At 65.6% G+C, this 15,395-nt stretch carries 11 protein-coding genes; 6 read left to right on the forward strand and 5 right to left on the reverse strand.

The window, feature by feature from the left end; all coding sequences use genetic code 11:
* Nucleotides 1–311: 311 nt before the first annotated feature.
* Nucleotides 312–1,097 carry a L,D-transpeptidase gene (locus IQ16_RS27435; protein ID WP_035665890.1) on the forward strand — a complete coding sequence of 262 codons (786 nt, stop codon included), beginning with the start codon at nt 312–314 and terminating at the stop codon, nt 1,095–1,097.
* Nucleotides 1,098–1,115: 18 nt separating this feature from the next.
* Here the strand turns inward: IQ16_RS27435 and IQ16_RS27440 are convergent, their stop codons facing one another.
* On the reverse strand, nt 1,116–2,378 hold the full coding sequence (locus IQ16_RS27440) for a hypothetical protein (protein ID WP_167526350.1): 1,263 nt from the start codon (nt 2,376–2,378) through the stop codon (nt 1,116–1,118).
* A 129-nt stretch (nt 2,379–2,507) separates the two neighbouring features.
* On the opposite strand from IQ16_RS27440, the gene IQ16_RS27445 reads away from it, so the two are divergent.
* Complete coding sequence (locus IQ16_RS27445; protein WP_020607780.1) at nt 2,508–3,491, forward strand: glycerophosphodiester phosphodiesterase; 984 nt, start codon at nt 2,508–2,510, stop codon at nt 3,489–3,491.
* Between the two features lie 147 nt (nt 3,492–3,638).
* On the opposite strand, the gene IQ16_RS27450 is transcribed toward IQ16_RS27445, so the two are convergent.
* Complete coding sequence (locus IQ16_RS27450; protein WP_018640921.1) at nt 3,639–5,918, reverse strand: fused MFS/spermidine synthase; 2,280 nt, start codon at nt 5,916–5,918, stop codon at nt 3,639–3,641.
* 220 nt (nt 5,919–6,138) lie between these two features.
* Here IQ16_RS27450 and IQ16_RS27455 point away from each other — a divergent pair, with 220 nt between their 5' ends.
* Entirely contained in the window at nt 6,139–7,749 is a 1,611-nt protein-coding gene (locus tag IQ16_RS27455; protein WP_026311690.1) for a phytoene desaturase family protein, read from the forward strand.
* 263 nt (nt 7,750–8,012) lie between these two features.
* Here the strand turns inward: IQ16_RS27455 and IQ16_RS27460 are convergent, their stop codons facing one another.
* A complete protein-coding gene (locus IQ16_RS27460; RefSeq protein WP_129272625.1) occupies nt 8,013–8,168 on the reverse strand; it encodes a Flp family type IVb pilin in 156 nt (51 codons plus the stop codon).
* 163 nt (nt 8,169–8,331) lie between these two features.
* On the opposite strand from IQ16_RS27460, the gene IQ16_RS27465 reads away from it, so the two are divergent.
* Nucleotides 8,332–9,219, forward strand: a complete 888-nt coding sequence (locus IQ16_RS27465; RefSeq protein ID WP_018640924.1) for a 50S ribosomal protein L11 methyltransferase — start codon at nt 8,332–8,334, stop codon at nt 9,217–9,219.
* 121 nt (nt 9,220–9,340) lie between these two features.
* On the opposite strand, the gene IQ16_RS27475 is transcribed toward IQ16_RS27465, so the two are convergent.
* Entirely contained in the window at nt 9,341–9,520 is a 180-nt protein-coding gene (locus IQ16_RS27475; protein ID WP_018640925.1) for a hypothetical protein, read from the reverse strand.
* A 185-nt stretch (nt 9,521–9,705) separates the two neighbouring features.
* Between IQ16_RS27475 and IQ16_RS27480 the strand changes: the two genes are divergently transcribed.
* Entirely contained in the window at nt 9,706–11,535 is a 1,830-nt protein-coding gene (locus tag IQ16_RS27480) for an aminopeptidase P family protein (protein WP_018640926.1), read from the forward strand.
* Nucleotides 11,536–11,837: 302 nt separating this feature from the next.
* Nucleotides 11,838–13,115 carry a multidrug effflux MFS transporter gene (locus tag IQ16_RS27485; RefSeq protein ID WP_145831855.1) on the forward strand — a complete coding sequence of 426 codons (1,278 nt, stop codon included), beginning with the start codon at nt 11,838–11,840 and terminating at the stop codon, nt 13,113–13,115.
* Between the two features lie 111 nt (nt 13,116–13,226).
* Here IQ16_RS27485 and ligA read toward each other — a convergent pair whose 3' ends face one another.
* Nucleotides 13,227–15,374, reverse strand: coding sequence for an NAD-dependent DNA ligase LigA (ligA, locus tag IQ16_RS27490; protein WP_018640928.1), 2,148 nt, complete (start codon nt 15,372–15,374; stop codon nt 13,227–13,229).
* Nucleotides 15,375–15,395 lie beyond the last annotated feature (21 nt).

Below are 15,395 nucleotides of genomic sequence, written 5' to 3' on the forward strand. Positions count from 1 at the left end.
GGGAAGTACAGAGTAAACGGCGGCGAAAGCCGCCAATCGGCAGGCCATCTTCAACGCACCGAGCGGCCAAATGGTTGCGCCTTTGTGACGAATTGTCGGCGATGTGAACGCATGTCCACTCGCGAAAATGTCAGCATCGCCGCTGGCCGCGCGGCACAAAGCGGCCTTGCTTACATCAGACATCACGTTAACGATGGGCGGGCGGGCCGCTGGAACGGAAGCCGGATTGCAGGCATATTGCACGCCGGGGGACGGAGAGCCGCGGCGCCAGCGTGAACAGGCCGGAGGCCAGAACTCAAATGCGTTTCCAGATGCGTACATTTTTTATTGCTTTCACCTCCCTGATGCTTTTGAGCGCGGGCACCGCGCAGGCCAAGGTCGAGATCACCGTCGACAAGGACAATCAGCAGATGACCGTCGCCGTCGACGGCGTCGCGCGCTACCGCTGGCCGGTGTCGACCGGCATCCCTTCGCGCGAGACGCCGGGCGGCGCCTTCCGCGCCTTCCGCATGGAAGAGGATCACTACTCCAAGGAATTCGACGACGCGCCGATGCCGCACGCGATCTTCTTCACCAAGGTCGGGCACGCCATCCACGGCACGGATTCGGTCGGCCGGCTCGGTTCGCCGGCGTCACATGGCTGCGTGCGGCTGTCGCGCCAGAACGCATCGACGCTGTATGCACTGGTGCAGCAGCAGGGCGTGCTCAACACCACGGTGACGCTGACCGGCTCGGCGCAGGTGGCGCTCGCGCGCAATCCGCGCGGTCGCACCAACACTGCAGTGGCCCGCGCTCCGCAGCAGCCTGCCGAAGAGCAGTATGCGACCACCGGCGATCCCGTGAACCTGACGCCGCCGCAGCAGCCCGCGCGCCGCTATATGCCGCAGGACGACAATTACATCTATCCGGCCGACGGCAGCGACACCGGCGCGCGTTATCCGGCGCCGCGCCCGATCACGCGCCCCTATGGCACGCAGGCCTATCAGCAACTGCCGCAGCCGACCTACGACCAGGGCTATGGCCAGCAGGGCTACTATTATCAGCAGCAGCAGCCCCGCCAGTATTATCAGCCGCGCAATTATCACTACCAGAACTGAGGCTATTTGAACGCGGCGTCATCTGAACGCGGCGTCACCGCGTTCGACGATCTTTCGCGCCGCATCGACGAAGGCCCGCGCGACCGGCTCGAGTATCTCGGGCCCGGTCGCCGTGAGATCATCCGATGGCGTGTGGAAGGTGCGATGGCGGCCGGCCATGCCGAGGAAATTGGCGTAGCCCGCCGCGTGCACGTCGCGGAGCTCGCCGACCGCCTGCTTCTCCGTCACCAGACGCTTTGCCGCGACTTTTGCAAAAGCCTCGTCGGTCAGCCCGACCGCGGATTTGCTCAGCACAAGATAACGCTCCTCCTCGGGCCGCTCGGTGCGGACTCCTTCCGCAAGGGCGTAACAAGCGTTCGACGAGCCGAAATGAATCCACGCCAGCGTGTCCTTCGGCGCCGGCGCGCCGTGCTTCAGGAACAGCTCCATCCCGCCATGGCCGATCTCGTGGCCGGCGGTGGCGATGAAGACGAAATGCGCCGGCCATTTCTCGGCGGCGACGGTGCGCGCCAGCGCGAGGAAGTTGGCGATGCCGGGGCCGCGCTCGCAGACGCAGGTGTACCAGCCTGTCATCGGCGTCGAGACGACGACGGTCCGGCCACGGCCGGCCCCGATCTCTGCAATCACGTTCCGGCCGGCGACATCGCGCTCGTAATGGCCCTTGACGTCGACGGTGACGGGCGCGCCCGCGGCGAGCGCGCGCTCGAACGCCGCGCGCGACGTCGCGCCGACCACGATCACCGGCACCAGCCAGGGCGCATCCTCCTGCGTGACGTTGTAGGCGAAGCGGTCGTCGGCGGGATTGCCGATCATCAAAAGGATCGCCGCCGGCTTCTTCGCTGTCGCGTCACTGATCGCGGCGCGATGGGTGGGCCCCAGATAGGCGCCGCGATCAAACGGCAGATCGAGCCACAGGATCTTGCCGGCAACGTCGCCATCGCGTGCGAGCGGCGCGGACAGGTGGAAGCTCGCGCGGTCCTCCGGCGGCCACCAGACTGGCGTCGCCTCGACAGCGGTGCCGGCGGCCTCGACCCTGGCCTGCTCGACGACATATTGCCGGCCGAGTACGACGGGCTGGAAGCTGACATCGAAACCCGCCTGCTTCATCTCCCCGGCGATCCAGTCGGCGGTCGCGCGGTCGCCGGGCGAGCCGAAGCGGTGCAGGCCGAAGGAGGCATAGCGCGACACATCTTCATAGAGGCTCGCACCCGAAAGCACATCCCTGGCTGCCGCCTGCCCGACCATGAGAACCGCCATTGTTGCGATGAAGACAAGCCGCATGTGAGTGGCTCCCTGAACCCGTTTTTTGACGCGCAGTTTCCGCCTTCCACGGCCGCCGTCAACCGCAAGGCTGGACGAAACGCGCAAAGATTTCATAAGCTGCTGTTTTCACGAGCGCTGTGAATCTTGATGCCGTCACGTGCCACGACAATCCTGACCGTGCTCTTCGTTCTCACTGCAGGACAATCCATGGCCTTTGATCTCGAGGCGCATCGCGGCGGGCGGGCGCTGCTACCGGAGAACACCCTGCCCGCCTTCGCCAACGCGCTGTCGATGGGCGTCGACACGCTGGAGCTCGACGTCGGCGTGACCGCCGATGGCGAGGTCGTCATCTCGCATGAACGCGGACTCAACCCCGATATCACACGGGATGCGAGCGGCGCCTATGTGGCCGCGCCCGGCACGCCCTTCGTCAGGCTGCGGCTCGACGACGTCAGGACCTATGACGTCGGCCAGATCCGGCCAGACAGTTCTTACGCGAAGCAATTCCCCGAGCAGCGCGCCGTGCCGGGGACGCGCATCCCCACGCTGAAGCAATTGTTCGCGCTGGTGCGCAAGTCCGGCAACGCCAATGTGCGTTTCAATATCGAGACCAAGATCGATACGAACCATCCGGACGAATCCCTCGATCCGCAAGGTTTCGTCACCGCGCTGCTTCGGCTGATTGAGGCCGAAAAATTCTCCGACCGCGTCATGATCCAGTCGTTCGACTGGAGGACCCTGCAGCTCGTCCAGCAGCAGGCGCCGACCATTCCAACGGTGTACCTGACGCTCCAGCGCGGCTCGGGCCAGACGGTGGCGCTCGACAAGGTCACCATCTGGACCGCGGATTTCAACCCGACCGATCACGGCGGCTCGCTGCCGCGAACCATCAAGGCTGCGGGCGGCGCGATCTGGTCGCCCTATTTCGGCGACGTGACCGCGGCGCTGGTCACTGAAGCCCATGCGCTCGGCTTGCGCGTCGTGGTCTGGACGGTCAACAAGCGGGAAGACATGGCGCGGATGATCGAGATCGGCGTCGACGGGATCATCTCGGACAATCCGGACCTGCTGCGGCAGGTCGCCGGCGAGAAGGGAATTGCGCTGCCGGCCGGGACGCCGGTGGAGCCGTAAGCTTCGATCTCGTGTCCCGGACGCGGTGCAGCGTGCAACGCTGCTCCGCAGAGCCGGGACCCAGAGTTGTGGGCCCCGGCTCTGCAGCGCAGCGCTGAAGAAGCGCTGCACTGCGTCCGGGGCACGAGACCGCTCGTAGCGCGAAGACTACTCCCCGTCCCTCAAGCGCCGGTATAGCGCGCCCAGGATGTTGGAATAATCATCGGTCCAGACCCGCACCCTGTCGTCGGCTTCGGTCTGCTCCCACGATTTGGAGGCGGCGAGCTTGCCGACATCTTCCTCCTCGCGCGCGGAGATGACGACGTCGGTCGAGAAGATGTAGTCGGAATCGCGACCCGAATCCTCGTTGAAGACCCAGCTCTTCAGATCATTGGCATCGGCGATGCCGACCACGACGGTCTCGAGATCGAGGTGGCGGTTGGAGACGTGCATCACCACGGCGCCATGCGGCGCGAGCTTGTCTTTGTAGATCTTCATCGCCTCTTCGGTGGCGAGATGGATCGGGATCGCATCGGATGAATAGGCATCGACGATGATGAGATCGTAGGCTCCGTCGGGCTCCTTGGCGAAGGTGAGGCGCGCGTCGCCGATGACGGGCTTCAGGTCCGGCAGACAGCTCGAGATGTAGCGGAAATTTTTGGGATCACGCGCAGCATCCACCATCGACTGGTCGATCTCGAAGAATTTCCAGTCCTCCCCTCGCTCGGCGGCGCAGGCGAGCGTGCCCGATCCGACGCCGATCGCGGCGACCTTGAGCGGCGCGCCCTTCCGCTCGCGGATCGCGGTGACGGCCTGACCGATGCCGCCATCCTTGTGATAATAGGTGATCGGCTCGGGCCGGCCGGTGACCGGCGTGCCGTCATTGTTGCGGAAGCGCTCGGCGCCGTGAATGGTGGTGCCGTGCATCAGCACGTGGAAATAGCCGCCGGGCGTCTCCACGATCTTGTGCACGCCGAAGAAGCTGCGCACCGTGGTGACACGGCCCTCGTCTGCCGGATAGATCCGGATCAACGCCAGCGCCAGGGCCACAGTGGCAAAGATCTTCCAGCGCCCGGCATTGAGCGCCAGGGTCAGCAGCGCGGCGAGCACGCCGACCGAGCCGGCGACCCAGACGCGGTGATCTTCGAACCAGGTCGAGAGATTTCCGGTGGTCGTGGACGGCGCGATCAGTGCCACCGCGAGGGCGGCGAGCGCCAGCCAGTACCATTTGACAATGCCGGCAAGACGCTCGTTCGCCGACGGTCGGCACAGCGCGGCGAGCGCGATCAGGATCGGATATTCGGCGATCCAGGAGAAGGTGAAGGGCGCGACAAGGCCGGCAAAGAGGCCGCCGACCATGCCGCCGAACGACAGCGCGACATAGAAGCCGGTGAGATATTTGGCGGCCGGCCGGGTCCGCGCCAGTTCGCCATGACAGGCCATGGCGATGACGAAGAAGCACAATTGATGACCGCCGAGCGTCAGCAGCAGATTCTGCTCACCCCCGAACGCCAGCAGGAAGACCACGCCCGCGATCGCGACCGGCTGGAGCATCAGCATCCATTTGTGCGGCAGCAGCGGCCGCGACTGGAACACCACCACCCACGTCAGCAGGTACAGCGACAGCGGCAGCACCCAGAGCAGCGGCGCCGCCGCGACGTCGGTCGAGATGTGCGCGGTGACCGCGATGAGCAGGCCGGACGGCACCGCGGCGAGGAAGATCCAGCGCAGCCGCGTCACCAGGCTTGGTGCCGGCGCATTGACGTCCTCGGTTCGCGCATCGGCGACCGCCAGCTTCGGCGAGCGCAACAACAGCACGCCGCAGGCGCCGATCAAGAGAATCAGCAGACCATAGCCGGCGGTCCAGAACCGGTTCTGCGCGTGCAGCGTGAACATCGGCTCCAGCAGGAACGGATAGGACAGCAGCGCCAGGAAGCTGCCGATGTTGGAGGAGGCATAGAGGAAATAGGGATCATGGCCGGCCGGATGGCCGGTGCGGACGAACCAGGCCTGCAGCAGCGGATTGTTGGCGGCCAGCGCGAAGAACGGCAGCCCGATCGAGACCACGAACAGGCCGAGCAGCCAGAACGCGTAGCCCGAGGCCGGCGGCTCGCCGTAGGCCGACGCAATGCCGAGCGGCAGCGTGGCGAAGGCCGCGATCAACAGCACCAGATGCACCGCGACCGGAATGATGCGGTTCCTCGCCTGCATCAAGAGATGCGCATAGGCATAGCCGGCCAGCAACAGCGACTGGAAGAACACCATGGCCACCGACCACACCGCCGGCGAGCCGCCGAGCCGCGGCAGCACCATCTTCGTGAACAGCGGCTGCACCGAGAACAGCAGCAGCGCGCTGACGAAGATCGCGGCGGTGTAGACCGTCAGCAGCAGCCGGTTGCGCGACGACGAAGCCTGCTCCGTGGCGGCGGGTTGCACGATCGAATCCATGAAAGCTCCGGCTCAAACCCCGGCGGGCGCCGGACCGCGCGCAATGGAGCACAAGGCGCCTGAACGGGCAATAAAGCGTGTCGTGATGTTGCAGCGACGTTTGCTTGATATACAGATGTCGTTCCGGGGCGATGCAAAGCATCGAACCCGGAACCTCGAGATTCCGGGTTCTCGCTTCGCGAGCCCCGGAATGACGGTAGACTGGGCCCCGAAATCCATCATGACCGAAACCGACGTTGTCATCATCGGCGCTGGCCATAACGGCCTCACCTGCGCGGCCTATCTCGCGGGAGCGGGCCTGCGCGTGCGCGTGGTCGAACGGCGCAAGGTGGTCGGCGGCGCCGCCGTCACGGAGGAGTTTCACCCCGGCTTTCGCAATTCGGTCGCGGCCTACACGGTGAGCCTGCTCAATCCGCAGGTGATCGCTGACCTCAAGCTCGCCGAGCACGGCCTGCGGGTGGTCGAACGGCGCGCGCAGAATTTCCTGCCCGCGCCCGACGGCAGCTATCTCCTCACCGGCGAGGGGCGGACCAAAGCGTCGGTCGCGCGGCTCAACGCGCGCGATGCGGAGGCGCTCGACGGCTTCTCGCGCGAGTTGGAGGACATCGCCGACGTGCTCCGGCAATTCGTGCTGCGCGCGCCGCCGAACCTGCTCGACGGCTTTGGCACGAACGCGATCCGCGAGGCCGTGAACGCATTGCAGAGCGCCAACATCCTGCGCGGCCTGACGCTGGAGCAAAGCCGCAGCCTGCTCGACCTGTTCACGCGCTCGGCCGGCGAGATGCTGGACGAGCGTTTCGAGCACGATCTGGTCAAGGCGCTGTTCGGCTTCGATGCCATCGTCGGCAATTACGCCAGCCCCTATGCCGCCGGCTCGGCCTACGTGATGCTGCATCACGCCTTCGGCGAGGTGAACGGCAAGAAGGGCGTCTGGGGCCACGCCATCGGCGGCATGGGCGCGATCACGCAGGCGATGGCGCGTGCCGCCAGGGATCGCGGCGTCGCGATCGACACCGATGCGGGCGTGCGCGAGGTGATCGTCGAGCGCGACCGCGCCGTTGGCGTGGTGCTGGAGAACGGCGAGACGATCCGCGCGAAATATGTCGCGGCCAACGTCAATCCAAAGCTGCTCTATACGCGACTGATCGCGGCCGACGCGCTGCCGCAGGACTTCCTCGCCCGCATCCGGCACTGGAAGAACGGCTCCGGCACCTTCCGCATGAACGTGGCGCTGGACCGCCTGCCCTCCTTCACCGCGCTATCAGGCGAGGGGGATCACCTCACCTCCGGCATCATCCTCGCACCAAGCCTTCCCTACATGGACCGCGCCTATCTCGATGCGCGCGCGCAGGGCTGGAGCCGACAGCCTGTCGTCGAGATGCTGATCCCCTCGACGCTCGACGACACGCTGGCGCCCGCCGGCAAGCATGTCGCAAGCCTGTTCTGCCAGCACGTCGCGCCGGAGCTTCCCGACGGAAAATCGTGGGACGACCATCGTGACGAGGTCGCCGATCTCATGATCGCGACGGTGGATGCCTACGCGCCGGGTTTTGCCTCCAGCGTGCTCGGCCGCCAGATCCTCTCCCCGCTCGATCTCGAACGGCAGTTCGGCCTCCTCGGCGGCGACATCTTCCACGGCGCGCTGACGCTGAACCAGCTGTTCTCGGCGCGGCCGATGCTGGGCCATGCCGATTATCGCGGGCCGGTGAAGGGCCTCTATCACTGCGGCTCCGGCGCCCACCCCGGCGGCGGCGTCACCGGCGCCCCCGGCCACAATGCCGCGCGCGTGATCCTGCGGGACCACCGCGCGCTGTTCGGAAGCCGTGGATAGGCCTGTGGATCGGCTGTGGACAGACTGTCGAGATGTCTGTGGTCAGGCGGGGAGCCCGATCCGGACATGGTGAGGAAAGGGCGGTGGATAACCGCGGGACAGCTGGAGGATGAGCCGGTGGATGACGCCCTGATAAAGGGCTGACGGCCTGTGGACATCGCCGAGCCCCCAAACGAACTCGCCCGCCGAGGGCAATTCCCCGCGCGGGCGCTCGTCTGACTTCTATGAAGAAAGTAGCCCCCGCTGGAAATCGAAGGCGGAAATTACTTCAAGGAGGTGCTAATCGAACCGAACTTGTCGTTCATCGTGCTGCCCAAGCTGTTCACCACGGTGATGATCGCCAGGGCGATGCCGGCCGCGATCAGGCCGTATTCAATTGCGGTCGCACCGGATTCGTCGGACCAGAACTTCAAAACCATGCGCTTCAAGACGTGCCTCCGTTTCAATTTCAAGCTGTGTTGGCCAACCCCAACAGCCGCAAATCTACGGGGTGCGACCTTCGGTCCAGTTAATCCCGAGATTCAACTTATGCGGAAAATTGCGCGCAAAAGTTCCCAAAATTGAGCCGATGGAACCCTGAGAATGCAGCCTTCCCCCACCCATCGCGCCAGCTTCTCGATCGGTACCGAAGCCGCCGCAAGGCGCGTCGTCGATGTGCTCACCGAGATGTTTTTCGAGGGCGACGCAGCGGTTGCCGCGTTCGAACGGCCCGACGGCCAGTGGGACGTCACGCTGCATTTCGCCGAGCCGCCGGACCAAGCCTGGCTGCGCGAACTCATTGCTACTTCAGCAGGAAATGAGATTGCCGACACACTTGTCTTCGACACCGTCGAGGCCAAGGACTGGGTCAAGGCGAGCCTGGAGGATCTGGTCCCGGTGCCGGCCGGGCGCTTCGTCGTGCACGGCAGTCATGACCGCAATCGCGTGGCGCCGAACAAGCTCAAGATCGAGATCGAGGCGGCGCTCGCCTTCGGCACCGGCCATCACGGCACCACGCGCGGCTGTTTACTCCTGCTTGACCATGTCCTGAAGAGTTCCCTTCCGCGCAACGTGCTCGACCTCGGCACCGGAACCGGCGTGCTGGCCATCGCGGCGGCCAAGGCGCTGCATCGCGCGGTGCTGGCCTCCGACATCGACCCGCCCTCGGTCCGGGTGGCAGCGGAGAACGCGACGCTGAATGAAACCGGGCATCATGTGCGGGTGATCCGCGCCACCGGCTTCGCCGCGCCGGATTTTGCCCGGGCCGGGCCGTTCGACCTGGTGCTGGCCAACATTCTCGCCAACCCGCTGCGGCAGCTGGCGAGCCCGATGGCGCGGCACCTTGCGCCCGGCGCCCGTGTCATCCTCTCCGGCCTGTTGACGCATCAGGCCCCCGCCGTGATCGCCGCCTATCGCGCGCGCGGGCTCGTGCCACAGCGGCACCTGCAGATCGAGGGGTGGAGCAGTCTGTTGTTGCGGAAGGTGGGGTAAAACGAGGTGCCGTAGGGTGGGCAAAGCGAAGCGTGCCCACCATAACGATCGATAATCATGGAAGATGGTGGGCACGGCGCAAGAGCGCCTTTGTCCACCCTACGACATTCCCGTTGCCGCGCTACTCCGCCGGCTTCTCGTCCCGGCGCACGGCGCGCTTGCCCTGCAAGGCGCGCCTTGCGCGGCGCTCGGCGAAACGGTCGATCATCTGGCTGATGAGGCCGCGCGGCTTCTTCGGTGCCGTTGCGGCCGGGGTGCGGCGCGCCGGCGGCGAGATCTTCTCAAACGTGAACGCTGGCATCGTGTGTCCCCTCGCCGTTGAGATGAACCACTTGCTCGAATTTCCCTGTCATCCGGACGAAGCGCAACTGCCGCATCCTTTACTCCACTCATTCGAATGGAACATTTTCAAGCACAGTCCATGCCAGATGCGATGGAAATGCGTCTAGATTGCGGACCGATGCCCATGATCCTAGAGTGATCCACATGTTCGAAGCGCACTTCCAGACATTCGAGGAGCCCGAGGCCGGCGTCGCGTTGACGGCGCGCCTTGCCGCACTCCGCGAAGAACTCGCCCGCCGCAAGCTGACCGGCTTCGTCATTCCGCGCGCCGATCAGCAGCAGAACGAATATGTGCCTCCGTCGGAAGAGCGGCTGGCCTGGCTGACCGGCTTCACCGGTTCGGCGGGCTTTGCGGTGGTGCTGACCCGCGAGGCCGCCTTGTTCGTCGATGGCCGCTATACGCTGCAGGCGGCTAAGCAGGTCGATGGCAAGGCCTGGGCGGTGGAATCGCTGATCGATCCGCCGCCGGAAAGCTGGGTGACGGCCCATCTGAAGGCGGGCGATCGCCTCGGATTTGATCCGTGGCTGCACACTTTTTCGGCAGCCGAGCGCTTGGCCGCCGCCTGCGCCAAGGCCGGCGCTGAGCTCGTCGCCGTCGACGGCAATCCGGTCGATGCGATCTGGCAGGACCGGCCGCAGCCGCCGCTTGCCCCCGTGGCCGTACACAGCCTCCAGCATGCCGGGGTCACGGAAGCCGAGAAGCTGACGCAGATCAGGGACGAGATCGCCAAGCTTGGCGCAGATGCGCTCGTGCTGTCGGACAGCCATGCCGTGGCCTGGACCTTCAACATCCGCGGCGCCGACGTCGCGCATACACCGCTGCCACTGTCCTACGCGCTGGTGCCCAAGGATGGCCGTCCCACCATCTTCATCGACCACCGCAAACTCTCCAACCTCTCGCGCGACCATCTCGAACAATCCGCCGACGTGCGCGAACCCGACGCGATGGCGCCGACGCTGATGGCGCTGGCCAAAAGCGGCGCGGCGATCGCGCTCGACAACGCCACCGCCGCCGACGCGCTGAGCCGGCTGATCGCGGGCGCCAGCGGCAAGCCGGTCCGCGGCAGCGATCCAATTGCATTGCTCAAGGCAGTCAAGAACGCGACCGAGATCAAGGGCACCAAGACGGCCCATGTGCGCGACGCCGTGGCGTTGGCGCGCTTCCTGGCGTGGATCGATCGCGAGGCACCAAGCGGCAAGCTCACCGAGATCGACGCGGTCGAGGCGCTCGAAACATTCCGCCGCGACACTGGCGCGCTCAAGGACGTCTCGTTCCCGACCATCTCTGGAACGGGGCCGAACGGCGCCATCGTGCATTACCGCGTCACCCGCAAGAGCAACCGGCGCATCGCGCCCGGCGATCTGCTGCTGATCGATTCCGGCGCGCAATATGAGGACGGCACCACCGACGTCACGCGCACCATGGCGGTCGGCGAGCCCACTGCCGAGATGCGCGACCGCTTCACCCGCGTGCTGCGCGGCCACATCGCCATCGCGCGCGCGATCTTCCCCGACGGCACCACCGGGGCGCAGCTCGACACGCTGGCGCGGCAATATCTCTGGGCCGCCGGCGTCGATTTCGAGCACGGCACCGGCCACGGCGTCGGCAGCTATCTCTCGGTGCATGAGGGGCCGGCCCGGATCTCGAAGCTCGGCACCACGCCGCTGAGGCGCGGCATGATCCTCTCCAACGAGCCCGGCTATTACAAGACCGACGGTTTCGGCATCCGCATCGAGAACCTCGAGCTCGTCGTCGCCGCCGAGATCAAGGGTGCCGAGAAGCCGATGAACGGCTTCGAGACGCTGACGCTGGCGCCGATCGACCGCCGGCTGATCGACGCCGCGATGCTGAACAAGGACGAGCTCGACTGGCTCAACGCCTACCATGCGCGCGTGAGGGCCGAGGTGCGGCCGGCGCTGGATGAGGCGACGAAGGCCTGGCTCGATCAGGCGACGGCGGAGCTGAAGGCGTAGCGCGCATGGCGCTACGCGACCAGCGCAAGGCTGCTTCTCCAACATGACTGTCATGCCCCGCGAAGGCGGGGCATCCAGTATTCCAGAGACGTCAGACGCATCCGGATAGGCCGCGGCGTACTGGATTCCCCGCCTTCGCGGGGAATGACACCGAATGTTTGGCGCGAGCGACGCGCCCAATCGGTCGCCATCACGCCTCATCATAACCGTCCCAAAATCCGAATAGCCGCATTCCGAAACGCCGATATCGATCTTGCGTGAGCACGCTACAGTCGATTCGGATTTCGACGAGACGGACACTTATGCACGGCATGATCAGCAGGCCGCCGGACGCGGCAACGAAAGACATCGCGAGCTCGCGCGTGATGTTGCTGTTGCTCGTCTGCATGACGGGCGTTGCGCCGATCTCGCTCTACATGCTGGTTCCGGCGCTGCCGGTGCTGGCGACGAATTTCGGCAGCGACATCTCGATCGCGCAGATGACGGTATCGCTGTACATGGTCGGCATCGCCTGCTCGCAACTGATCATGGGCCCGCTGTCCGACAAATTCGGGCGGCGCCCGGTGCTGCTCGCAGGACTCGCGCTGATGGTCGCGGCGAGCATCGGCTGTGTCTTCGCCGGGAGCCTGCCGCAACTGATCGCTGCACGTTTCTTCCAGGCGCTCGGCGGGGCTACCGGGATGGTGGTGAGCCGTGCCATCATCCGCGATCTCTACGAGCGCGAGCGCGTCGGCGCCATGATCAGCCTCGTCATCGCCGTCATGATGATCGCGCAGATGCTCTCGCCACTGACCGGCGGCCTGATTGAGACCGCGTTCGGCTGGCGCGCGATCTTCTACGCGATTACCGCAGGCTCTCTTGCGGTCGCGATCGGCATCGCGCTCGCGCTGCCGGAGACGCGCCGCGACCGTGCGGCCGGCGGCGGCTTTCGCGGCGATGTCGGTAGCCTGATCAGGAACCGCGCCTTCGTCGGCTACGTGCTGTGCCAGGTGCTGGCCTCGCAGATCATCTTCACCTTCGCCGGCGGCGGTCCGTACGTCGTGGTGACGCAGATGGGCCGAACCACCGTCGAATATGGCGCGTGGTTTGCCACCAGCAGCCTCGCCTTTCTCGTTGGCAATCTGCTCTGCGTGCGCTTTGCGCCGCGTCACTCGCTGGAGAAGCTGATCTGGTTCGGGCTGGCGCTGCAGCTCGGCGGCAGCATCTTGAACCTGCTCTGGAGCCTGACGGGACTGAACGCGGCCCCACACTGGCTGTTCGGCACCCAGATGATCGTGATGGCCGGCAACGCCATCGTGATGGCAAATTCCGCAGCCGGCGCCATCAGCGTCCGCCCCGAGGCCGCCGGCACGGCGTCGGGCGCGATGGGTTTTCTGCAACAGGGCCTCGGCGCGCTGATGTCGCAGTTCGGCGCGTATCTCGGCGGCCACTCTACGACGGCGCTGCCGCTGACCGCGGCGATCCTGGCGATCTCGCTGCTCTGCGCCTGCACGATGATCTTCGTCGTCCCGCGCCGCGAGGTGGTGGTGAGCGAAGCGCTGATCGAGCAGGCGGAGGAGGAAGAGACGGGGATGGTGTGAGAGGCGGCACCCCGCCCTCCCCGTCATTGCGAGCGCAGCGAAGCAATCCAGACTGTCACCGCGGAAAGATTCTGGATTGCTTCGCTGCGCTCGCAATGACGGAAGAAAGCATCACTCCCCGATCAGCTTCAGCCACTCGTCTTCCGTCAACACCTTGACGCCGTGCTTGTTGGCCTCCGCGAGCTTCGAGCCGGCGCCGGGGCCGGCGACGACGAGGTCGGTCTTCTTCGACACCGACCCGGACACTTTCGCACCTAAACGCTCCGCGGTCGCCTTGGCTTCGTCCCGCGTCATCTTCTCCAGCGAGCCCGTGAACACCACGGTCTTGCCGGCAACGGGCGAGTTGCTCTTCGGCTTCTCGGCGTCGACGATCTCGACCTCCCTGGTCAGGCGCTCGACGATGCCGCGATTGTGGCTCTCGCCGAAATAGTCGGCGATGCTCTTGATCACGGTGTCGCCGATCTGGTCGAGCGCATCCATGTCGGCCATCGCCTCCTCGTCGCCCTTGGCGACCTTGAGGCAGGCGTCATGAAAGCCCTCCCACGAGCCGTAGCCGCGCGCCAGCGCCAAGGCCGTGGTCTCGCCGACATGGCGCATGCCGAGCGCATAGACGAACCGCTCCAGCGCGATTTTGCGCCGGCTCTCGATGGCGCCGAACAGATTGCGCACCGAGGTCGCGCCGTAGCCCTCGATCTCCTCGAGCTTGAGCTTCGAATTGCGCTTCTCCAGCGTGAAGATGTCGGCGGGCTCCCTGACCCAACCTTCGTCGAAGAAATACTGGAGCTGCTTCTCGCCAAGACCGTCGATGTCGAAGGCGCGCCGCGACACGAACAGCTTGAGGTGCTCGATCTTCTGATAGGGGCAGGCGAACTCGCCGGTGCAGCGCGCGCGCGAGCCCTCTTCGCCCGCCGCGGTCTCCTCGCGCGTGACGTCGGTGTGCAGCGGGCACGGGCACTTCTTCGGGAACTCGAATTCCTTGGCGCTCTTCGGCCGCTTGTCGAGGACGACGTCGACCACTTGCGGGATGACGTCGCCGGCGCGCTGGATCACGACGGTGTCGCCGATCCTGATATCGCGCCCCTCGCGCAGCACTTCGCCCTTGTTGCCGATGCCCTTGATGTAATCCTCATTGTGCAGCGTGACGTTCTGCACGATCACGCCGCCGACGCCGACCGGCTCGAGCTTGCCGACCGGTGTGAACGAGCCGGTGCGGCCGACCTGGATCTCGATGTCGCGCAGCACCGTCATGGCGCGCTCGGCCGGGAATTTGTGCGCAATGCCCCAGCGCGGCGTGCGCGAGACGAAGCCGAGCCGCTCCTGCCAGTCGATACGGTCGACCTTGTAGACGACGCCGTCGATGTCGTAGTCGAGTTTTGCGCGCTGCTCCTCGATCGCGTGATGAAATGCGAGCAGCTCCTCGACCGAATGGCACAGCTTGGTCAGCGGATTGGTCTTGAAGCCGCAGCGCTCGAACCAGCCGATCATGCCGCTCTGCGTATCCTCCGGCATCGCGCTCATCTGGCCCCAGGCATAGGCGAAGAAGCCGAGCGGACGCGAGGCGGTGATGGTCGGATCCTTCTGCCGTAGCGAGCCCGCGGCCGAGTTGCGCGGATTGGCGAAGATGGTGTCGCCGGCGGCCTTCTGCCGCTCGTTGAGCGCGAGGAAGGCCTTCTTGGTCATGTAGACCTCGCCGCGCACCTCGCAGATGTCGGGGACGTTGCGGCCCTTCAACTTCTGCGGCACGTCTTCGAGGGTGCGGATGTTGGCGGTGACGTCCTCGCCCTCCGCCCCGTCGCCGCGCGTTGCCGCCGTGACGAGCTCGCCGCCCTCGTAGCGCAGCGACATCGAGAGGCCGTCGATCTTCGGCTCGGCGGAGAAATCGATCTTGTCATCGTCGAGCTTCAGGAAGCGCACGATGCGGCCGACGAAGTCGCGCACGTCCTCTTCGGCAAAGGCGTTGTCGAGCGACAGCATGGGCACGGAGTGCCGCACCTTCCTGAAGCGCCCGGACGGTGCCGCGCCGACCTTCTGCGACGGCGACTCTGCGCTGACGAATTCCGGAAAGCGTTTCTCGATCGCGTTGAGGCGCTGACGCAGAGCGTCGTACTCGGCGTCGGTGACGGTGGGCGCATCCTCCTGATAGTAGCGCTCGTTGTGTCCCTCGATCTCGAGCGACAACCGCATGTGCTCGACCTTGGCCTGCGCCTTGGTGAGATCGGCGACGTCGCGAAGCGGTTTCGATTTTGCTGCTCTTGCCATGGTGCTTGGATACGACGGAGC

The organism is Bradyrhizobium huanghuaihaiense (assembly GCF_007830635.1).
In the GTDB taxonomy this organism is placed as follows: Bacteria; Pseudomonadota; Alphaproteobacteria; order Rhizobiales; family Xanthobacteraceae; genus Bradyrhizobium; species Bradyrhizobium huanghuaihaiense.

Bases quoted from the DNA above. Each gene is read 5' to 3' on its own strand.
- IQ16_RS27435 (WP_035665890.1), top strand. From the start codon at position 312: ATGCGTACATTTTTTATTGCTTTCACCTCCCTGATGCTTTTGAGCGCG.
- IQ16_RS27440 (WP_167526350.1), bottom strand. From the start codon at position 2,378: ATGCGGCTTGTCTTCATCGCAACAATGGCGGTTCTCATGGTCGGGCAG.
- IQ16_RS27445 (WP_020607780.1), top strand. From the start codon at position 2,508: ATGCCGTCACGTGCCACGACAATCCTGACCGTGCTCTTCGTTCTCACT.
- IQ16_RS27450 (WP_018640921.1), bottom strand. From the start codon at position 5,918: ATGGATTCGATCGTGCAACCCGCCGCCACGGAGCAGGCTTCGTCGTCG.
- IQ16_RS27455 (WP_026311690.1), top strand. From the start codon at position 6,139: ATGACCGAAACCGACGTTGTCATCATCGGCGCTGGCCATAACGGCCTC.
- IQ16_RS27460 (WP_129272625.1), bottom strand. From the start codon at position 8,168: ATGGTTTTGAAGTTCTGGTCCGACGAATCCGGTGCGACCGCAATTGAA.
- IQ16_RS27465 (WP_018640924.1), top strand. From the start codon at position 8,332: ATGCAGCCTTCCCCCACCCATCGCGCCAGCTTCTCGATCGGTACCGAA.
- IQ16_RS27475 (WP_018640925.1), bottom strand. From the start codon at position 9,520: ATGCCAGCGTTCACGTTTGAGAAGATCTCGCCGCCGGCGCGCCGCACC.
- IQ16_RS27480 (WP_018640926.1), top strand. From the start codon at position 9,706: ATGTTCGAAGCGCACTTCCAGACATTCGAGGAGCCCGAGGCCGGCGTC.
- IQ16_RS27485 (WP_145831855.1), top strand. From the start codon at position 11,838: ATGCACGGCATGATCAGCAGGCCGCCGGACGCGGCAACGAAAGACATC.
- ligA (WP_018640928.1), bottom strand. From the start codon at position 15,374: ATGGCAAGAGCAGCAAAATCGAAACCGCTTCGCGACGTCGCCGATCTC.